This is a genomic window from Pontibaca methylaminivorans (assembly GCF_900156525.1).
GTDB classification, from domain to species: Bacteria; Pseudomonadota; Alphaproteobacteria; order Rhodobacterales; family Rhodobacteraceae; genus Pontibaca; species Pontibaca methylaminivorans.
This window is the reverse complement of sequence record NZ_FTPS01000001.1, coordinates 801225-819632: the sequence shown is the minus strand read 5'-3', so window position 1 is coordinate 819632 and position 18408 is coordinate 801225. Positions and strand designations below refer to the sequence as shown.

Below are 18408 nucleotides of genomic sequence, written 5' to 3'. Positions count from 1 at the left end.
AGAGTATGTTGCGGTATCGGAACACCTTTGCTACATCGGCGCAGATTTCCATGCTCCGCCGTCTTGCGGGGTTGTCCAATACGCCCGGGGATTGCAGTTTCGCAGCGCATCGGGCCAAGAGCGGAAGGGCGGACGTGTCAGAGACAGCTTCGATCTCAAGAAGTATTGCCGCGCGCTATGCAACTGCGGTTTTCGAGATAGCAGAGGACTCCGGTGAACTGGACGCGCTCGAAAAGGGTGTCGCGGACCTGGGTGCCGCGCTCGATGAAAGCGAGGATCTGCGCAAGCTGATCGCCTCGCCGCTGCTGGCCCGGCGTGAACAGCGCGATGCCATCAGGGCCGTGGCCGAGGCGATGAAGGTGGCACCGGTGCTGCGCGACACGCTGGCGCTGATGGCGGACAAGCGCCGCCTCTTCGCCATGCCGGCGCTGCTCGCCGCGCTGCGCGACCTGCTGGCGGACCACCGCGGCGAGGTCGTGGCCGAGGTCACGAGCGCCCGCGCGCTTTCGTCCGAACAGACCGAAAAGCTTGCCGCGGCGCTCAGCCGGAACATGGGCAAGACCGTTACCATCCATGCGACCACCGACGAGGAACTCATCGGTGGTCTTGTCGTCAAGATGGGCAGCAAGATGATCGACACATCGATTCGCGCGCGGCTCGCGTCCCTCCAGAATGCAATGAAAGAGGTCGGATAAATGGGTATCCAAGCAGCAGAGATATCTGCCATCCTGAAGGACCAGATCCAGAACTACGGCCAGGAGGCCGAAGTGGCCGAGGTCGGCCGGGTCCTCAGCGTCGGTGACGGGATCGCCCGCGTCTACGGGCTCGACAACGTGCAGGCCGGGGAGATGGTGGAGTTCCCGGGCGGTATCGTCGGCATGGCGCTGAACCTCGAAAGCGACAACGTCGGCGTCGTGATCTTCGGCTCCGACCGCGGCATCACCGAAGGCGATATCGTCAAGCGCACCAATTCGATCGTCGACGTGCCGATCGGGGATGCGCTGCTTGGTCGCGTGGTGGACGGGCTCGGCAATCCGATCGACGGCAAGGGACCGATCGAGACCTCGGAGCGCGGCATCGCCGACGTCAAGGCGCCGGGCATCATCCCGCGCAAGTCGGTGCATGAACCCATGGCCACCGGCATGAAGGCCGTCGATTCGATGATCCCGATCGGGCGCGGCCAGCGCGAGTTGATCATCGGCGACCGCCAGACCGGCAAGACCGCGCTCGCGCTCGACACGATCCTGAACCAGAAAACCTATAACGAGGCCGCGGGCGACGACGAAAGCAAGAAGCTCTATTGCGTCTATGTCGCCGTCGGCCAGAAACGTTCGACCGTGGCGCAGCTGGTCAAGAAGCTCGAGGAAAACGGCGCGATGGGCTATTCCATCGTCGTCGCCGCGACCGCTTCCGAGCCCGCACCGCTGCAGTATCTCGCGCCCTATACCGCGACCGCCATGGCCGAGCATTTCCGCGACAACGGCCGCCATGCGCTCGTGGTCTATGACGACCTTTCGAAACAGGCCGTGGCCTATCGCCAGATGTCGCTGCTGCTGCGCCGTCCGCCGGGGCGCGAGGCCTATCCGGGCGACGTGTTCTACCTGCACTCCCGCCTGCTCGAGCGTTCGGCCAAGCTGAACGAGGACTTCGGCTCGGGTTCGCTTACCGCGCTGCCGATCATCGAGACCCAGGCCGGCGACGTGTCCGCCTATATCCCGACCAACGTGATCTCGATCACCGACGGGCAGATCTTCCTCGAGACCGAGCTGTTCTACCAGGGTATCCGCCCGGCCGTGAACACCGGGCTGTCGGTCAGCCGCGTGGGGTCCTCGGCGCAGACCAAGGCGATGAAATCCGTCGCCGGGCCGGTCAAGCTCGAGCTTGCGCAATACCGCGAGATGGCCGCCTTCGCGCAGTTCGGCTCGGACCTCGATGCCGCGACGCAGCGCCTGCTGAACCGCGGCGCGCGTCTGACCGAACTGATGAAGCAGCCGCAGTATTCGCCGCTCACCAATGCCGAGATCGTCTGCATCATCTATGCCGGGACGCATGGCTATCTCGACTCGCTGGCGGTGGCCGATGTGGGGCGCTTCGAGGCGGGGCTGCTGGCGCATCTGCGCAACAAGCGAGCCGATATTCTTGAATTCATCACCGAGGAAGACCCCAAGATCGCCGGCGAGGCCGAAGCCAGGCTGAAGGCGGCAATCGACGAATTCGCCACCGATTTCGCTTGAGAGGGGTTTGACCGATGCCAAGCCTCAAGGATCTCAAGAACCGGATCGACAGCGTAAAGAACACGCGCAAGATCACCAAGGCGATGCAGATGGTCGCGGCGGCGAAACTGCGCCGCGCCCAGGAATCGGCCGAGCATTCGCGCCCCTTTGCCGAACGGTTCAACGCGGTGATGGCGCAGCTTGCGGCGTCGGTCGGTGATTCGACCTCGGCGCCGCGGCTGCTCACCGGCACCGGCAGCGACCAGACCCACCTTCTGGTGGTGATGACATCGGAACGCGGGCTGGCCGGCGGCTTCAACGCCAATATCGCCAAACTCGCGCGCCGGCGCGCCGAGGAACTGCTCGCCGCCGGCAAGACCGTCAAGATCATCACCGTCGGCAAGAAGGGGCGCGACGCGCTGCGGCGTGACTATGGCGACCATTTCATCGACCACGTGGATCTGAGCGGGGTCAAGAACGTCGCCTATGCGGACGCCCGGGCGATCGCCGCCGACATCATCGCCCGTTTCGACGCGGGCGAGTTCGACGTGGCGACGATCTTCTATTCGCGCTTCGTGAACGTGATCACGCAGGAGCCGCAGGCGCAGCAGATCATCCCCGCCGCCTATGAGGCAACCGGGGAGGGCGCGGCGGATGCGGGCGCGATCTACGACTACGAACCGGGAGAGGAGCGCATCCTTGCCGATCTCCTGCCGCGCGGGGTGGCGACGCAGATTTTCGCGGCGCTGCTCGAGAACGGCGCCTCGGAGCAGGGCGCGCGCATGTCCGCCATGGACAGCGCCACCCGCAACGCCGGCGAGATGATCGACAAGCTGACGATCCAGTACAACCGTTCGCGCCAGGCCGTCATCACCAACGAGCTGATCGAAATCATTTCGGGCGCCGAGGCGCTCTAGAGGGAACCGGAGACAGAAACATGGCACAAGCGAAAGGCAAGGTGACGCAGGTCATCGGCGCCGTGGTGGACGTTCAGTTCGAGGGCGACCTGCCCGCGATCCTGAACGCGCTCGAAACCGACAACAACGGCAAGCGCCTCGTGCTCGAGGTCGCGCAGCACCTTGGCGAGAACACCGTGCGCACCATCGCGATGGACGCGACCGAGGGGCTCGTGCGGGGGCAGGAAGTCACCGACACCGGCGGCATGATCCAGGTTCCGGTCGGCGATGCGACGCTCGGGCGGATCCTGAACGTGGTGGGCGAGCCGGTGGACGAAAAGGGCGCTGTGGACGCGTCCGAGACCCGTCCGATCCACGGCGAGGCTCCCGAATTCGCCGAACAGTCCACCGAAAGCGAGGTTCTCGTCACCGGCATCAAGGTGATCGACCTGCTGGCTCCCTATTCCAAGGGCGGCAAGATCGGCCTCTTTGGCGGTGCGGGCGTCGGCAAGACGGTTCTGATCATGGAGCTGATCAACAACATCGCCAAGGTGCACTCGGGCTATTCCGTCTTTGCCGGCGTGGGCGAACGGACCCGCGAGGGCAACGACCTTTACCACGAGATGATCGAATCCGGCGTGATCAACCCCGACAACCTGTCGGAATCGCAGGTGGCGCTGGTCTATGGCCAGATGAACGAACCGCCGGGGGCGCGGGCGCGCGTGGCGCTGACCGGCCTTACCCTGGCCGAGCAGTTCCGCGACCAGTCGGGCACCGATGTGCTGTTCTTCGTGGACAACATCTTCCGCTTCACCCAGGCCGGTTCCGAGGTTTCGGCGCTGCTCGGGCGCATCCCCTCGGCGGTGGGCTATCAGCCGACGCTCGCGACCGACATGGGCGCGCTGCAGGAGCGCATCACCTCGACCCGCTCGGGCTCGATCACCTCGGTGCAGGCGATCTATGTGCCTGCGGACGACCTGACCGACCCGGCGCCGGCCACGTCCTTTGCCCACCTTGATGCGACCACGGTGCTTGACCGCGCGATTTCCGAACTCGGCATCTACCCGGCGGTGGACCCGCTCGGTTCGACCTCGCGCCTGCTCGACCCGGCGATCGTCGGCGAAGAGCATTACCGCGTCGCCACCCAGGTGCAGGAGATCCTCCAGCGCTACAAGTCGCTGCAGGACATCATCGCCATTCTCGGCATGGACGAGCTTTCGGAGGAGGACAAGCTGACCGTGGCGCGGGCCCGCAAGATCCAGCGCTTCCTCAGCCAGCCTTTCGACGTGGCCAAGGTGTTCACCGGTTCTGACGGCGTTCAGGTGCCGCTCGAGGAAACCATCGCCAGCTTCAAGGCGGTGGCGGCCGGCGAATACGACCACCTGCCCGAAGGGGCGTTCTACATGGTCGGCGGCATCGAGGACGTGAAGGCCAAGGCCGAGCGCATGGCGGCGGACGCCGCCTGAGGAGAATCCGATGGCAGATGCGATGCAATTCGACCTGGTCAGCCCCGAGCGGCGGCTCGCCTCGAGCGACGAGGCCGTTTCGGTGCAGGTTCCGGGGGCCGAGGGCGACATGACGGTAATGGCGGGCCACGCGCCCACCCTTACCATCCTGCGCCCCGGCGTGCTCCGGGCCGAATGGGCCGGCAGCACCACCGAATATGTGGTGAGCGGCGGCTTTGCCGAGATCAATGCCAGTGGCGTCACTGTTCTGGCCGAGCGGGCAATCCCGGTTGACGAGATGACCCGCGAGCACCTCGACGAGATGATCGCCGAGGCGCAGGCCGCGGTCGAGACGGCGCGCGAGAACGCGGCCGATGAACCCGACGTGATCGACAGCGCGGTCAAGGTGCTGGCCGACATGGTCGCGGTCGGCGATCATATCCGCCTGTCGTCGAACACGCCCCTGCCGGGCTGATCGCGGGATGATCATGCGCGCCGGGCGCCCCTCAGCGGGGCGGCCGGCGCGCAGCGTTCCGGCGGCACGCTCCATCGCCGCCATGGCCCGGAACCCGGGCAGGCCGTGCCGGCCATGACCCGCCGCGCGGGACCATTCCAGAGCGACAGGCGACACCACCGATGAGCGAAACGCGCGACCGCCCCCATCGCAATTTCTATGGCCGCTTCAAGGGCAAGCAGCTTCGCCCGGCGCAGAAGACGCGGCTGGATCACGAACTTGCGGGCCTCTCGCCCGGCGCGGTCGGCTGGGAGGAAAACCCGCAGCGCCGCCCGCTCGATCTCGGGGCGCTGTTCGCGGGGCGGCCGGTCTGGCTCGAGATCGGATTCGGCAGCGGCGAACATCTGGTGCACCAGGCCGCGCGCAATCCCGATGTCGGCATCATCGGCGCCGAGCCCTATATCAACGGTGTCGCGGCGCTTTTGGGCAAGATCCAGCGCGCCGGGGTCACGAATCTTGCCGTGCATCCGGGCGACGCGCGCGACCTCATGGATGTGCTGCCCGAGGCGTCGATTGCGCGTGCGTTCCTGCTTTACCCGGACCCCTGGCCCAAACGGCGCCACCACCGCCGCCGCTTTGTCACGCCGGAACATCTTGGCCCGCTTGCGCGCGCCATGGCGCCGGGGGCGGTGCTTCGGGTCGCGACCGATATTCCCGACTATGTGCGCCAGACGCTTGAACAGGTGCCGACCGCCGGGTTCGAGTGGCTGGCCGAGCGCCCTCGTGACTGGCGCGAGCCCTGGGACGACTGGCTGTCCACACGTTACGAGCAGAAAGCGCTGCGCGAAGGTCGCGTTCCTCACTACCTGACCTTCCGCCGCCTTGAGTGACGGGGCGGACGGGTCGATGCCCCGCCGGTGCGCCGGCTTTCGCACAGTTTTGCGACTGGACCGGCGGGCGGCAATTGGCTAAGCGCAGGAGGGCTTGCGAGAAAGGAAAACCCATGCCGACACAGCCCGCCGTGATCCCGATGCGCTCTGAGGCCGGGGCGCCGCTGTCCGGCACTGCCGGGATTCCGGGCGACAAGTCGATCTCGCACCGGGCGCTCATTCTCGGGGCACTCACGGTCGGCGAGACGCGCATCAGCGGGCTGCTGGAGGGCGAGGACGTGATCGACACCGCCCGCGCCATGCGCGCCTTCGGGGCCGAGGTGAACCACCTCGGCGGCGGCGAATGGACGGTCCACGGCGTCGGCACCGGCGGTTTTGCCGAACCGGACCGGGTGATCGACTGCGGCAATTCGGGCACCGGGGTGCGGCTCATCATGGGGGCCATGGCGACCACGCCCATCACCGCGACCTTTACCGGCGATGCGAGCCTGAATTCGCGCCCCATGGGCCGCATCACCGACCCGCTGGCGCTGTTCGGCTGTCAGGCGGTCGGGCGCAGCGGCGGGCGGCTTCCCATGACGCTGATCGGGGCACGCGATCCGCTGCCGGTGCGCTATGAACTGCCCATGCCGTCGGCGCAGGTCAAGTCGGCGGTGCTTCTCGCGGGGTTGAACGCGCCCGGTGAAACCGTGGTGGTCGAGCCGGTGGCGACGCGCGATCACACCGAGCGGATGCTCGAGGCTTTCGGCGCCGACCTGACCATCGAGGAAACGGGAGGCGGTCGCATCCTCACCCTCAAGGGGCGCCCCGAACTGCGCCCGCAGGCGATCACCGTTCCGCGCGACCCGTCAAGCGCCGCCTTTCCGGTCTGCGCCGCGCTGATCGTGCCGGGGTCGGATATCCTTGTGCCGGGCATCGGGCTCAACCCGACCCGCGCCGGGCTTTACGAGACGCTGCGCGAGATGGGCGCGGAACTGACCTATGAGAACATGCGCGAAGAGGGGGGGGAGCCGGTCGCGGATCTGCGCGCGCGCTATTCGCCCGACATGACCGGGATCGAGGTGCCCCCGGCGCGCGCGGCGAGCATGATCGACGAATATCCCGTCCTTTCGGTGGTTGCGGCCAATGCACGCGGGCGCACCATGATGCGTGGCGTGGCCGAGCTCCGCGTCAAGGAATGCGACCGGATCGACGCCATGGCGACGGGGCTGCGCGATTGCGGCGTGATGGTCGAGGAAGGGGCCGACTGGTTCGCGGTCGAGGGTCGCGGGCCGGGTGGCGTTCGTGGCGGCGGGCTTTGCAAAAGCCATCTCGACCACCGTATCGCCATGTCGTTCCTGGTGCTCGGGCTTGCGGCGCAGGAGCCGGTCCGCGTCGATGACGGCAGCCCCATCGCCACCTCGTTCCCGCAGTTCGAGGCGCTGATGACGGGGCTCGGCGCGAACATGCGGCGCGAGGATGTACAATAGGAGCGGAGCAGGGCGGGGAGGCAGAATGGCATTTACCATCGCAATCGACGGGCCGGCGGCTGCCGGCAAGGGAACGATCAGCCGGGCCGTGGCCGACCATTTCGGGTTTGCCCATCTCGATACGGGGCTGCTGTATCGGGCGGTCGGGGCGCGCACGCTGGACGGGACCGACCCGATCGCCGCCGCGCGGGCGCTGGTGGCGGCCGATCTCGACGCCGGGGCGCTGCGCGGGCAGGCGGTGGCCGATGCGGCGAGCAAGGTCGCGGTGATCGCAGATGTCCGTGCCGCGCTGGTCGATTTCCAGCGCGCCTTCGCGCTTCGGTCGGGCGGGGCGGTGGTTGACGGACGTGACATCGGCACGGTGATCTGCCCCGAGGCCGAGGCCAAGCTGTTCATCACCGCAAGCCCCGAAGTGCGCGCGGAGCGCCGTCACGCCGAGCTTCTGGAGCGCGGGCAGGGCGCGACGCTTGATGCGGTGCTCGCCGAAATCCACGCCCGGGACGAGCGCGACATGTCGCGCGCCGAGGCACCGCTGCGGCCGGCCCCGGATGCGGTGATGATCGACACCTCCGCGATGAGCATTGCCGAGGCCGTCGCCGCCGCGACCGAAGCGGTTGAGCAGCGCATGCGCGCACGCGGCTATCCGCTGCCCTCGGGCCAGCAGGACGGCAATCAGTAACGCGACAGCACGAGTCCAGCCGCCACCAGCGCCGCCGCCGCGATCCGCGTCAGGCCGATTTCGCGCACCGGCAGGCCGAGCAGGCCGAAATGGTCGATCACGAGCGCCGCGAGCAACTGCCCGAAGATGACCGCCGACATGGTGGTGAGCGCGCCAAGCACCGGCACGGCCCAGAGCGCGGCCCAGACATAGAACGCCCCGAGCGCGCCGCCGATCAGCAGCCAGGGCCGGATGTCGTCGATCCGCAGGAACGCGCCCCCTTCGCCGCGCAGCAGGACCAGCGCGACCAGCGCCACGGTCCCGACCAGGAACGAAACCGCCGCCGCGCCGAGCGCGCTGCCGAGACCGCGCCCCAGCATTGCGTTGATCGGCGCCTGGAATGCGATCATCATGCCGCCGATCAGCACGACGCCGAGCGCGAGGGCCGGGGTTGTCTGCATGTCCGTGCTCCTTCAGGGTCGTCCGGTGTGGTCCCACGACCGCGGGCCCGTGGCAAGGGCTGCGGCAAGGGCTGTGGCAAGGGCTGCGGCGCAACGGGGACTTGTGCCGAACACGTGAACGCGTTATATGCAGCGCGTCAAACAGGTGGGCAACACCGCGGGGCAGAGGTCGGGCAGGGTCGGAACATCCGGCCCTCTTTGTTTTGCGCCCATCATGACAGCATCCTGAAAGACCGGCGGAGACAACCGCGTGGCCGGAAAATGCAAGTGAAGAATAGGACATGACCGATATATGACCGCTAACGCATCCATGGAGGAGTTCGAAGCGCTCCTGAACGAAAGCTTCGAAATCGACACGCCGGAAGAAGGCTCTGTCGTCAAGGGCAAGGTGATCGCCATCGAGGCGGGCCAGGCCATCATCGACGTCGGCTACAAGATGGAAGGCCGCGTCGATCTCAAGGAATTTGCAAACCCCGGCGAAGCCCCCGACATCGACGTGGGCGACGAGGTCGAGGTTTATCTGCGCGCCGCCGAAAGCGCGCGCGGCGAAGCCGTGATCAGCCGCGAAATGGCCCGCCGCGAAGCGGCCTGGGACCGGCTTGAAAAAGCCTATGCCGACGAGGAACGTGTCGAGGGCGCGATCTTCGGCCGCGTCAAGGGCGGGTTCACCGTCGATCTGGGCGGTGCCGTGGCTTTCCTGCCCGGCAGTCAGGTCGATGTGCGCCCGGTGCGCGATGCCGGCCCGCTGATGGGCCTCAAGCAGCCGTTCCAGATCCTCAAGATGGACCGCCGCCGCGGCAATATCGTCGTCTCGCGCCGTGCCATTCTCGAAGAATCGCGTGCCGAGCAGCGCGCCGAGGTCATTGCCCACCTGCAGGAGGGCCAGACCGTCGACGGCGTGGTCAAGAACATCACCGAATACGGTGCCTTCGTCGATCTGGGCGGCGTTGACGGGCTGCTTCATGTCACCGACATGGCATGGCGGCGGGTGAACCACCCCTCCGAAATCGTTTCGATCGGCGAGACGATCAAGGTGCAGGTCATCAAGATCAACAAGGAATCGCACCGCATCAGCCTCGGCCTGAAGCAGCTTCAGGAAGACCCGTGGGAACTGGTCGGCGCGAAATATCCGCTGAGCAGCGTCCACAAGGGCCGTGTGACCAACATCACCGACTACGGCGCCTTCGTGGAGCTCGAACCCGGTGTCGAGGGCCTGGTTCACGTCTCCGAGATGTCCTGGACCAAGAAGAACGTGCATCCCGGCAAGATCGTCTCGACCAGCCAGGAAGTCGAGGTCATGGTGCTCGAGATCGACCCGACGCGTCGCCGCGTCAGCCTCGGCCTCAAGCAGACCATGCGCAATCCGTGGGAAGTCTTTGCCGAAACCCATCCCTCCGGCACCGAAGTCGAGGGCGAGGTCAAGAACATCACCGAATTCGGCCTGTTCATCGGGCTCGAGGGTGACATCGACGGCATGGTTCACCTTTCCGACCTGAGCTGGGACCAGCGCGGCGAAGAGGCGATCCAGGACTATCGCAAGGGCGACATCGTGCAGGCGGTCGTGACCGAGGTCGATGTCGAGAAGGAGCGTATCTCGCTTTCGATCAAGGCGCTCGGCGGCGACAAGTTCTCCGAAGCGGTCGGCGGCATCAAGCGCGGCTCGGTCGTGACCGTGAGCGTGAGCGCGATCGAGGACGGCGGCATCGAGGTCGAATACGAGGGGATGAAATCCTTCATCCGGCGTTCGGACCTGTCGCGCGACCGTGCCGAACAGCGCCCCGAGCGCTTCAGCGTCGGCGACAAGGTCGATGTGCGCGTGACCAACGTGGACAGCAAGACCCGCCGCCTCGGCATGTCGATCAAGGCCCGCGAGATCGCCGAGGAAAAGGAAGCGGTCGAACAATACGGCAGCTCGGATTCGGGCGCGAGCCTTGGCGACATCCTTGGCGCTGCGCTGAAAGAGCGGGATTGATCGGGTCATTCTGACCCGCTGATTTCCGATCACCAATGGCGGCCCCGCATGAACGATGCGGGGCCGTTCTGCCTGTCAACCCGCGCAACCCCGGGCCGGTGCAGGAAATATCCTGCCAACTCCGATGGTTCCGGTTTCCGAGCGGCGAAATTCCTCCTATAATCCCTTTGCTGGCCGGCATAAGAGCCGCCACGGGAGGAGCCTGACCATGATCCGTTCCGAACTGATCCAGAAGATCGCCGATGAGAACCCGCATCTCTATCAGCGCGATGTCGAAAGGATCGTGAACACGATCTTTGAAGAGATCACCAGCGCCATGGCGCGCGGCGATCGTGTCGAATTGCGCGGCTTCGGTGCCTTCTCGGTCAAGAAACGCGACGCAAGAACCGGGCGCAATCCCCGCACCGGCGAGACCGTCCAGGTCGAGGAAAAGCACGTTCCCTTCTTCAAGACCGGCAAGCTGCTGCGCGACCGCCTGAACGGAAAGTAGAAGAATGCGCTACCTTCGCTATGCCTTGCTCGTGCTGCTCGCAGTCGTCATCGTGTCGATCTCCATCGCGAACCGCGATCTGGTCACGGTCCGCCTGCTGCCCGATGCGCTGGGCGGGCTGATCGGGTTCAATCCCTCGCTGACCCTGCCGCTGTTTCTTGCCATCCTCTGCGGCATCATGATCGGGCTGATCCTCGGGTTCTTCTGGGAGTGGATGCGCGAATACAAGCACCGGCGCCGGGCCAGCACGCGCGAACGCGAGCTGCGCCAGCTTGAACAGGAGGTCGGGCAGCTCAAGGAAGAAAAGCACCGCGGCAAGGACGAGGTTCTTGCAATACTCGACGACACGGTGCCGGCGCGTATCGAACATGGTTGAGGTCAAGATCTGCGGATTGCGGCGGATCGAGGATGTCGAGGCGGCAACCGCAGCCGGGGCGGCCTATGTCGGCTTCGTGTTCTTCCCGCGCTCGCCCCGCAATGTCACGCTTGCGGAAGGCGCGGCGCTGGCCGGGGCGACCCCCGAAGGTATCACCCGCGTCGGGCTCGTGGTCGATGCCGATGACGAAAGTCTGGCGCGGCTGGTGGAGAGCGTGCCGCTCGACATGCTCCAGTTGCACGGACAGGAGAGCCCCGGGCGCGTCGCGGCGATTCGCGCGCGTTTCGGCCTGCCGGTGATGAAGGCGGTCGGCATCGCCACCGCCGATGATCTGGCCGGGCTCGATGCCTATCTGGCGGTTGCCGATCGCATTCTGGTGGATGCAAAACCCCTGCCGGGCGCGGCGCTGCCGGGGGGCAACGGGCTGGCCTTCGACTGGGACCTGATCGCCGGGCGCGAGTGGGGCTTGCCCTGGATGCTGGCCGGGGGGCTCGATCCCGCGAATGTGGCGAGCGCGCTGCAATTGACCGGGGCGCGCATGGTCGATGTCTCGTCCGGGGTCGAAAGCAGCCCCGGCGTCAAGGATCCCGCACGGATCCATGCCTTTGTCAGGGCCGCGCACGATGCCGGGAATGCGCAGGCCGGGTTTACCCCGGACCGCGACAGGCTATAACCATCCCGACCCCATGCGGAGGATGCCATGGCGCAAGACTTGATCAATTCCTTCATGACCGGCCCGGATGAACGCGGCCGGTTCGGCGATTTCGGCGGGCGCTTCGTGTCCGAGACGTTGATGCCGCTGATCCTGAGCCTTGAAAAGGAATATGAAACCGCCAAAAGCGACGACAGCTTCTGGGCCGAGATGCACGATCTCTGGACGCATTATGTCGGCCGCCCGAGCCCGCTTTACCATGCCGAGCGCCTGTCCGAGCACCTGGGCGGCGCCAGGATCTATTTCAAGCGTGACGAGCTGAACCACACCGGCGCGCACAAGATCAACAACGTGCTGGGCCAGATCATCCTTGCGCGGCGCATGGGCAAGACCCGCATCATCGCCGAGACCGGCGCCGGCCAGCACGGGGTCGCGACCGCCACGGTCTGTGCCAAGTTCGGGATGAAATGCATCGTCTACATGGGCGCCCATGACGTGAAGCGCCAGGCGCCGAACGTGTTCCGCATGCGGCTTCTGGGGGCCGAGGTGGTGCCGGTCACTGCCGGGCGCGGCACGCTCAAGGATGCGATGAACGAGGCGCTGCGCGACTGGGTGACCAACGTGCGCGACACCTATTACTGCATCGGCACGGTGGCCGGGCCGCACCCCTATCCGGCCATGGTGCGCGATTTCCAGAGCATCATCGGCAAGGAAGTGCGCGAGCAGATGCAGGCCGCCGAAGGCCGTCTGCCCGATACGGTGATTGCGGCGATCGGCGGCGGCAGCAATGCCATGGGGCTGTTCCACCCCTTCCTCGACGACACGTCGGTGCGGATCATCGGCGTCGAAGCTGGCGGCAAGGGCGTGGACGAGCGGATCGAACATTGCGCGAGCCTCACCGGCGGCCGGCCGGGCGTGCTCCATGGCAACCGCACATATCTGCTGCAGGATGACGACGGGCAGATCCTCGAAGGCTTTTCGATCTCGGCCGGGCTCGATTACCCGGGGGTCGGCCCCGAACATTCCTGGCTGCACGAAACCGGCCGGGCGGAATATGTCTATGCCACCGATGCAGAGGCGCTCGAGTCGTTCCAGATCTGCTGCAAGCTCGAAGGGATCATTCCCGCGCTCGAACCCTGTCACGCGCTGGCGCATGTGATCAAGATCGCGCCCGATCTGCCAAAGGATCACCTGATCTGCATGAACATGTGCGGGCGCGGCGACAAGGATATCTTCACCGTGGCACGGGCGCTGGGATTTGACATGAGCGACGCGGTCTGACCGGGCCGCTCGGGTCCGTCCCTTCAGTCGCTTTCCGCGTCGATTGCGCAGGCACGCAGGATTTCAAGCGGCACGGTCTCGAGCGCGCGGGCATGGGTTGCGGCCAGCATGACGCGGGGTGCGCAGCCCTCGTCATGCGCCTGAAGGAACCGTGCCGCGCAGAGGCACCAGCGGTCGCCCGCCTTCAGTCCCGGAAAGTAATACTCCGGGCGCGGCGTGGTCAGGTCATTGCCGACATATTTCGAGAAGGCGAGGAATTCGTCGGTCATCACCGCGCAGACCGTATGGCTGCCCGGATCCTGATCGCAGGTGTTGCAATGCCCGTCGCGAAAGAACCCGGTCAGCGGCCGGCGCGAACAGGGCGCGAGCGCGGTGCCCAGAACATTGACGCTTTCATCCGGTGTCATGGTTATTCCTTCTGTCTTTCATGTCGCCCCGGCTGCCGTCAGCGGAAACGGTCCACGAGCCGCTGCAGGGGGCTGCGTTCATCCGGTGCCGCAGGGTCCGTTGCGCCCGGCTGTTCCCTTGTGCCCGCAGCCTTCGCGCTGCCGCCGGCCTTTTCGCCGCGCGGCGCCGCTGCGCGCTCGTCCCCGGGGGGCATGGCCTGCGCGACCGCGCTCATGAACCGCTGCGGATCATTGCCGGCGAGATGCGGCGCAGCGCCTGATACCGCGCGCATCAGATCGTCGAGCCAGCCCTGATCGCTGCCTGAAAAATCGCCGAGAACATGCGCCGTGACCCGGTCCTTGTGGCCCGGGTGCCCGATGCCGAGCCGCACCCGCGCATAGGTCTCCCCGATATGGGAGTGGAGCGAGCGCAGCCCGTTATGCCCGGCATGGCCGCCGCCCTGCTTCACCCGGAGCTTTCCGGGGGCAAGGTCAAGCTCGTCATGGAACACGGTGACGTCCCCGGGCCCGAGCTTGTAAAAGCGCATGGCCTCGCCCACCGACTGACCCGACCGGTTCATGTAGGTTTCCGGTTTCAGCAGCAGGGTCTTTTCGCCGCCAAGCGTGCCACTGGCGATCTTTCCCTGGAATTTTTCCCGCCAGGGGGTGAAGCCGTGGTCCGCGGCGATCCGGTCCAGCACCATGAAGCCGATATTGTGCCGGTTATGTGCATATTGCGCACCCGGGTTGCCCAGTCCGACAAAGAGCCTCATGGCGCACCTCGCTTCTGGTCCTTGCTGCGGTCCCTACATGCCCGCAACCCGACGGGAATGAAAGCGGCGCCTGTGGTGCTGCGGGTATCGGCCGGCATCGGCCGGAACGAAAACAGGGCCCGCGCGGGGCCCTGTCCGATGATGCTGGCGAATGATCCGGCTGCGCGGTCATTCCTGCTTTTCGGCGCCCTCTTCCCCGGCGGTGGTCGGCACCTCGTCGGCGGCGGCCTCGTCCTCTTCATCCTCCCCGGCGGAGCGCAGGCTCGACGGCGCGGTCAGGGTGGCGATGACGAAATCCCGGTCGATCGTGGGCTTGGCACCCGCCGGCAGGGTCACGTCCGAAATCGTCACGCTGTCATGGATATTGAGCTTGGACACGTCGATGGTGATGTGATCGGGAATGTCCCCCGCGGTCACGACGAGCTCCACCTCGGGGCGCACAAGGTTCAGCACGCCACCGCGCTTCAGCCCGGGCGAGACCTCTTCGCCCTCGACGTTCACATGGATGAACAGGTTGATGCGCGTCGCGCGGCGCAGGCGCATGAGATCGACGTGGATCGGCAGATCCTTGACCACGTCGCGCTGCACGTCGCGGCAGATCACCCGCACGTCCTCATGGCCATCGACCTTGAGGTTGAACAGGGTCGATTTGAACCGTCCGGCCTTCAGCCGCTTGAACAGTTCGTTGAAGGGAATGTTGATGGGCAGCGGGTCTTGCTCGCCACCGAAAACGATACCCGGAACCATGCCGTCGCGGCGTGCATGACGAGCGGCGCCCTTGCCTGTCCCCGTCCGTTCCTGGGCATGAAGATCGTCGATCTCCTTGGCCATGATAGTCTCCGATTCTGATGGGGCGGGGCTCCTCCAAGGCTGTAACCCCGCATGAGGTCCGAGCCTATAGAACAGCTCTGCGCGCTTGAAAAGAGGGCGCGCGCCTATGCCGGCTGCCAGTGGCCCTCGAAATCCTCGGGATCAGCAGGTTGCGCCGCTCGAGCGCGGCGTGGTCAAGCTCGCCACAAAGCGCCATGGTCAGGTCAAGCTCGCGCCGGATCACCTCGAACGCGCATGTCACCCCCGATTCGCCCATGGCGCCGAGCCCGCAGACAAGGGCGCGCCCGATGAACGTGCCCTTCGCCCCCATGGCAAGCGCCTTCAGCATGTCCTGCCCCGAGCGGATGCCGCGGATCGCCGCTTTCCGTATAATCAATCGTCGAACATCCGCGGCACGCGGCGGTGACAGAGGCATTGGAGATCCGCGATCTCGATGATGATGGGCCTGGTGGTGACGGGCATGCCTTCCGGCCTTTTTTGCGCCTGTGGCATGCCCGGATCAGCGTTGCCGCGAACACCGATCAATCGCGGTGCCGGCGGGCGGCGCCTCAGGCCGAATGGGCGCCCCCGGCAAGATCGCGCACGAAGGAAAGCACCTCAGCGACCGATGCGCCCTCGGCAATGCGCGACACGATGGCAGAGCCGACCACCGCACCATCGGCGACCGAGGCGATCGCCCTTGCGCGCTCGGGGGTGCGGATGCCGAAGCCGACCACGACGGGCAGATCGCCCGCAGCCTTGATCCGCGCGACTTCGGGCGCGACATCCCCGGCCTCGGCCTCGGCAGCGCCGGTGATCCCGGTGATCGAGACATAATAGACAAAGCCCGAGGTGTTCTGCATCACGCGGGGCAGGCGGGCGTCATCGGTGGTGGGCGTAGCGAGGCGGATGAAACTGATCCCGGCGGCCTGCGCGGGAATGCAAAGCTCGTCATCCTCTTCGGGGGGCAGATCGACCACGATCAGCCCGTCGATCCCGGCGTCTTTCGCATCCGTGAGGAAACGCTCCACCCCGTAGCTGTAGATCGGGTTGTAATAGCCCATGAGCACGATCGGCGTCGCATCGTCCTGTTCGCGGAACGTGCGCGCAAGATCGAGCGTGCGCCGCAGCGTCATGCCGGCCTCGAGCGCGCGCTGACCGGCCAGCTGGATCGTCGGCCCGTCAGCCATCGGGTCGGTGAACGGCAGGCCGAGTTCGATGATGTCCACCCCCGCGCCCGGCAGGCCGCGCAGGATTTCCAGCGAGGTGTCGTAATCCGGGTCGCCGGCCATGGTATAGGATACGAAAGCCTTGCGGCCGCTGGCCTTGAGCTTGGCGAATTGGGCGTCGATGCGGGACATGGGGCTCTCCTTGCCGGTGAGAGAACGACGGTCGGAAACGACGGTCAGGAACGGTGATCAGAACGGCTTGTGCCAGCGCAGCGTAAGCGCATTCATACCCGGGTTGCGGCTTGCCGTTGACGCGTTCGACTTGTGGCTGAGGGCCAGCGCGATGCTGCTGCCGTCGTAAAGCCGATAGCCGATGCCGACAAGGCTGCGGATCTCGAAGGTGCTGCCCAGATCGTTATACGATCCGGCATGGCGGTAGAGACCGGGCATGACGCTTGCATTCACGAACCACTGATCGCCAAGCCCTTGCGTGAGCACGAGGCCGGCACCGGCGAAGGCGTCGCCCCGGGTGTCGATTTCAAGCGCGGCACCCCAGCCGATCTCGAACCGCCCCTGCGAATGGAACGGACGGAAATTGTAATCGAGCGTCAACAGCGGCGCGTCGCGCGTGTGCTCGTCCGAATAGCTGGTGTAGCCAAGGCCAAGGACCAGTTCCTGCGCCCGCGCCGCGGAAGGCGCCGCAAACGGGACCAGGAGCGCGGCAAGCAGCGCGGCGACGAGCGGAAAGTCTCGGATCGGTTTCATCGGGATGCCTGTTGAAATGCGTCTGCATCGTCATAGCGGGCCTGCCGCCGGCGGGCAACGCAAAGCTCGCCCGCTCGTGGCTTGCGGGGGCGGACGCTGACCAGTAGAAGCCGCAGTCAGGCATATCAGGCTGCGGCAATGGAGAACGTCATGGGTTTCAGAATGGGCATCGTGGGCCTGCCCAACGTGGGGAAATCCACCCTGTTCAATGCGCTGACCCGCACCGCTTCGGCGCAGGCGGCGAATTTTCCCTTCTGCACCATCGAACCCAACGTGGGCGAGGTGGCGGTGCCCGATGCGCGGCTCGACCGTCTGGCCGAAATCGCCGGAAGCCGGCAGGTCATCCCGACCCGCATGACATTCGTCGATATCGCCGGGCTCGTGCGCGGCGCGAGCCGGGGCGAGGGGCTCGGCAACCAGTTCCTTGCCAATATCCGCGAGGTCGATGCCATCGCCCATGTGCTGCGCTGTTTCGAGGACGACGACATCACCCATGTCGAGGGGCAGATCGACCCGGTGGCCGATGCCGAGACCATCGAAACCGAACTGATGCTTGCCGATCTCGAATCGATCGAGCGGCGGCGCGCGAATCTGGTGCGCAAGCTCAAGGGCAACGACCGCGAGGCGAAGGACCAGGACCGCCTGCTGGCGGCCGCGCAGGAGGCCCTGGCCGAGGGGCGCCCGGCGCGGTCGGTCAGCGTCGCGCCGGAGGATGCGAAGGCCTGGCGGATGCTCCAGCTTCTGACCACGAAACCGGTGCTTTACGTCTGCAACGTCGCCGAAGAGGACGCGGCGCAGGGCAATGCCATGACCGCGCGGGTCGCCGAAATGGCGGCAGAGCAGGGCAACGCCCATGTGGTCATCAGCGCCCGGATCGAGGAGGAGATCGCCCAGCTCGACCCCGAGGAGGCGGCGCTGTTCCTCGAGGAAATGGGGCTGGCCGAGGCCGGGCTCGACCGGCTGATCCGCGCCGGCTACGAATTGCTGCATCTCGAGACCTATTTCACCGTCGGCCCCAAGGAGGCCCGCGCCTGGACGGTCCCGGCAGGCACGTTTGCCCCCGCGGCCGCCGGGGTGATTCACGGCGATTTCGAAAAGGGCTTCATCCGGGCCGAGACGATCGCCTATGACGATTTCATCGCGCTGGGCGGCGAACAGGGCGCGAAAGAGGCCGGGCGCATGCGCGCCGAGGGCAAGGGATATGTGGTGCAGGACGGGGACGTGATGCACTTCCTGTTCAATACCTGA

At 66.1% G+C, this 18408-nt stretch carries 21 protein-coding genes and 1 pseudogene; 14 read left to right on the top strand and 8 right to left on the bottom strand.

The annotated features are described in order from the left end of the window. Positions 1 to 134: 134 nt before the first annotated feature. The 8 genes from B0B01_RS03990 (at position 135) to B0B01_RS03955 (ending at position 8046) form a co-directional block, all read left to right on the top strand. Positions 135 to 695, top strand: a complete 561-nt coding sequence (locus B0B01_RS03990) for a F0F1 ATP synthase subunit delta (protein ID WP_076647729.1) — start codon at positions 135 to 137, stop codon at positions 693 to 695. Continuing rightward, complete coding sequence (gene atpA, locus B0B01_RS03985; protein WP_076647726.1) at positions 696 to 2234, top strand: F0F1 ATP synthase subunit alpha; 1539 nt, start codon at positions 696 to 698, stop codon at positions 2232 to 2234. Positions 2235 to 2248: 14 nt separating this feature from the next. Continuing rightward, positions 2249 to 3130, top strand: coding sequence for a F0F1 ATP synthase subunit gamma (locus B0B01_RS03980; protein WP_076647723.1), 882 nt, complete (start codon positions 2249 to 2251; stop codon positions 3128 to 3130). A gap of 20 nt (positions 3131 to 3150) precedes the next feature. Then, positions 3151 to 4575 (top strand): F0F1 ATP synthase subunit beta, encoded by a 1425-nt coding sequence (gene atpD / locus B0B01_RS03975; protein WP_076647721.1) that lies wholly within the window; start codon positions 3151 to 3153, stop codon positions 4573 to 4575. Positions 4576 to 4585: 10 nt separating this feature from the next. Beyond that, a complete protein-coding gene (locus tag B0B01_RS03970) occupies positions 4586 to 5029 on the top strand; it encodes a F0F1 ATP synthase subunit epsilon (RefSeq protein ID WP_076647718.1) in 444 nt (147 codons plus the stop codon). A gap of 161 nt (positions 5030 to 5190) precedes the next feature. Further along, a complete protein-coding gene (trmB, locus tag B0B01_RS03965; RefSeq protein ID WP_083946028.1) occupies positions 5191 to 5898 on the top strand; it encodes a tRNA (guanine(46)-N(7))-methyltransferase TrmB in 708 nt (235 codons plus the stop codon). 113 nt (positions 5899 to 6011) lie between these two features. Continuing rightward, positions 6012 to 7367, top strand: a complete 1356-nt coding sequence (gene aroA / locus B0B01_RS03960; RefSeq protein ID WP_076647712.1) for a 3-phosphoshikimate 1-carboxyvinyltransferase — start codon at positions 6012 to 6014, stop codon at positions 7365 to 7367. Positions 7368 to 7392: 25 nt separating this feature from the next. Beyond that, entirely contained in the window at positions 7393 to 8046 is a 654-nt protein-coding gene (locus B0B01_RS03955; RefSeq protein ID WP_076647709.1) for a (d)CMP kinase, read from the top strand. Here B0B01_RS03955 and B0B01_RS03950 read toward each other — a convergent pair. Beyond that, entirely contained in the window at positions 8040 to 8486 is a 447-nt protein-coding gene (locus B0B01_RS03950; RefSeq protein WP_076647706.1) for a DMT family transporter, read from the bottom strand. The genes B0B01_RS03955 and B0B01_RS03950 overlap by 7 nt on opposite strands. A 292-nt stretch (positions 8487 to 8778) precedes the next feature. On the opposite strand from B0B01_RS03950, the gene rpsA reads away from it, so the two are divergent. The 5 genes from rpsA (at position 8779) to trpB (ending at position 13257) form a co-directional block, all read left to right on the top strand. Beyond that, positions 8779 to 10458: a 30S ribosomal protein S1 gene (rpsA, locus tag B0B01_RS03945; RefSeq protein WP_076647703.1), complete on the top strand. Its 1680-nt coding sequence runs from the start codon at positions 8779 to 8781 to the stop codon at positions 10456 to 10458. A 208-nt stretch (positions 10459 to 10666) separates the two neighbouring features. After that, a complete protein-coding gene (gene ihfB / locus B0B01_RS03940; RefSeq protein ID WP_076647700.1) occupies positions 10667 to 10948 on the top strand; it encodes an integration host factor subunit beta in 282 nt (93 codons plus the stop codon). 4 nt (positions 10949 to 10952) lie between these two features. Continuing rightward, positions 10953 to 11324: a LapA family protein gene (locus B0B01_RS03935; RefSeq protein WP_076647697.1), complete on the top strand. Its 372-nt coding sequence runs from the start codon at positions 10953 to 10955 to the stop codon at positions 11322 to 11324. Continuing rightward, positions 11317 to 11997 (top strand): phosphoribosylanthranilate isomerase, encoded by a 681-nt coding sequence (locus B0B01_RS03930; RefSeq protein WP_076647694.1) that lies wholly within the window; start codon positions 11317 to 11319, stop codon positions 11995 to 11997. The genes B0B01_RS03935 and B0B01_RS03930 overlap by 8 nt, the downstream gene beginning before the upstream one ends. 27 nt (positions 11998 to 12024) lie before the next feature. Continuing rightward, positions 12025 to 13257: a tryptophan synthase subunit beta gene (gene trpB / locus B0B01_RS03925; protein ID WP_076647691.1), complete on the top strand. Its 1233-nt coding sequence runs from the start codon at positions 12025 to 12027 to the stop codon at positions 13255 to 13257. Between the two features lie 23 nt (positions 13258 to 13280). On the opposite strand, the gene B0B01_RS03920 is transcribed toward trpB, so the two are convergent. From B0B01_RS03920 to B0B01_RS03895, 7 genes and pseudogenes are all read right to left on the bottom strand, one after another. Continuing rightward, entirely contained in the window at positions 13281 to 13664 is a 384-nt protein-coding gene (locus B0B01_RS03920) for a DUF2237 family protein (RefSeq protein ID WP_076647688.1), read from the bottom strand. Between the two features lie 38 nt (positions 13665 to 13702). After that, positions 13703 to 14416, bottom strand: coding sequence for an aminoacyl-tRNA hydrolase (pth, locus tag B0B01_RS03915; RefSeq protein WP_076647685.1), 714 nt, complete (start codon positions 14414 to 14416; stop codon positions 13703 to 13705). Between the two features lie 168 nt (positions 14417 to 14584). Further along, the gene (locus tag B0B01_RS03910; RefSeq protein WP_076647682.1) at positions 14585 to 15247 is read right to left on the bottom strand and encodes a 50S ribosomal protein L25/general stress protein Ctc; all 663 of its coding nucleotides are present in this window, start codon (positions 15245 to 15247) and stop codon (positions 14585 to 14587) included. Positions 15248 to 15351: 104 nt separating this feature from the next. After that, positions 15352 to 15596 (bottom strand): annotated as a pseudogene (locus B0B01_RS03905) (alpha-hydroxy-acid oxidizing protein); the annotation flags it as partial. A gap of 23 nt (positions 15597 to 15619) precedes the next feature. Then, a complete protein-coding gene (locus B0B01_RS13390) occupies positions 15620 to 15772 on the bottom strand; it encodes a hypothetical protein (protein ID WP_234967700.1) in 153 nt (50 codons plus the stop codon). A gap of 23 nt (positions 15773 to 15795) precedes the next feature. Beyond that, complete coding sequence (trpA, locus tag B0B01_RS03900; protein WP_076647679.1) at positions 15796 to 16587, bottom strand: tryptophan synthase subunit alpha; 792 nt, start codon at positions 16585 to 16587, stop codon at positions 15796 to 15798. A 57-nt stretch (positions 16588 to 16644) separates the two neighbouring features. Continuing rightward, positions 16645 to 17160, bottom strand: a complete 516-nt coding sequence (locus B0B01_RS03895; RefSeq protein WP_076647676.1) for an acyloxyacyl hydrolase — start codon at positions 17158 to 17160, stop codon at positions 16645 to 16647. Between the two features lie 150 nt (positions 17161 to 17310). On the opposite strand from B0B01_RS03895, the gene ychF reads away from it, so the two are divergent. Continuing rightward, positions 17311 to 18408: a redox-regulated ATPase YchF gene (gene ychF, locus B0B01_RS03890; protein WP_076647673.1), complete on the top strand. Its 1098-nt coding sequence runs from the start codon at positions 17311 to 17313 to the stop codon at positions 18406 to 18408.

Excerpts from the sequence above, each read along its gene's own strand:
- B0B01_RS03980 (WP_076647723.1), top strand. The coding sequence starts at position 2,249 with ATGCCAAGCCTCAAGGATCTCAAGAACCGGATCGACAGCGTAAAGAAC.
- ihfB (WP_076647700.1), top strand. The coding sequence starts at position 10,667 with ATGATCCGTTCCGAACTGATCCAGAAGATCGCCGATGAGAACCCGCAT.
- ychF (WP_076647673.1), top strand. The coding sequence starts at position 17,311 with ATGGGTTTCAGAATGGGCATCGTGGGCCTGCCCAACGTGGGGAAATCC.
- rpsA (WP_076647703.1), top strand. The coding sequence starts at position 8,779 with ATGACCGCTAACGCATCCATGGAGGAGTTCGAAGCGCTCCTGAACGAA.
- atpA (WP_076647726.1), top strand. The coding sequence starts at position 696 with ATGGGTATCCAAGCAGCAGAGATATCTGCCATCCTGAAGGACCAGATC.
- trpA (WP_076647679.1), bottom strand. The coding sequence starts at position 16,587 with ATGTCCCGCATCGACGCCCAATTCGCCAAGCTCAAGGCCAGCGGCCGC.
- B0B01_RS03930 (WP_076647694.1), top strand. The coding sequence starts at position 11,317 with ATGGTTGAGGTCAAGATCTGCGGATTGCGGCGGATCGAGGATGTCGAG.
- B0B01_RS03910 (WP_076647682.1), bottom strand. The coding sequence starts at position 15,247 with ATGGCCAAGGAGATCGACGATCTTCATGCCCAGGAACGGACGGGGACA.
- B0B01_RS03950 (WP_076647706.1), bottom strand. The coding sequence starts at position 8,486 with ATGCAGACAACCCCGGCCCTCGCGCTCGGCGTCGTGCTGATCGGCGGC.
- atpD (WP_076647721.1), top strand. The coding sequence starts at position 3,151 with ATGGCACAAGCGAAAGGCAAGGTGACGCAGGTCATCGGCGCCGTGGTG.
- B0B01_RS03955 (WP_076647709.1), top strand. The coding sequence starts at position 7,393 with ATGGCATTTACCATCGCAATCGACGGGCCGGCGGCTGCCGGCAAGGGA.
- aroA (WP_076647712.1), top strand. The coding sequence starts at position 6,012 with ATGCCGACACAGCCCGCCGTGATCCCGATGCGCTCTGAGGCCGGGGCG.
- B0B01_RS03920 (WP_076647688.1), bottom strand. The coding sequence starts at position 13,664 with ATGACACCGGATGAAAGCGTCAATGTTCTGGGCACCGCGCTCGCGCCC.
- pth (WP_076647685.1), bottom strand. The coding sequence starts at position 14,416 with ATGAGGCTCTTTGTCGGACTGGGCAACCCGGGTGCGCAATATGCACAT.
- B0B01_RS03970 (WP_076647718.1), top strand. The coding sequence starts at position 4,586 with ATGGCAGATGCGATGCAATTCGACCTGGTCAGCCCCGAGCGGCGGCTC.
- trmB (WP_083946028.1), top strand. The coding sequence starts at position 5,191 with ATGAGCGAAACGCGCGACCGCCCCCATCGCAATTTCTATGGCCGCTTC.
- B0B01_RS03895 (WP_076647676.1), bottom strand. The coding sequence starts at position 17,160 with ATGAAACCGATCCGAGACTTTCCGCTCGTCGCCGCGCTGCTTGCCGCG.
- trpB (WP_076647691.1), top strand. The coding sequence starts at position 12,025 with ATGGCGCAAGACTTGATCAATTCCTTCATGACCGGCCCGGATGAACGC.
- B0B01_RS03935 (WP_076647697.1), top strand. The coding sequence starts at position 10,953 with ATGCGCTACCTTCGCTATGCCTTGCTCGTGCTGCTCGCAGTCGTCATC.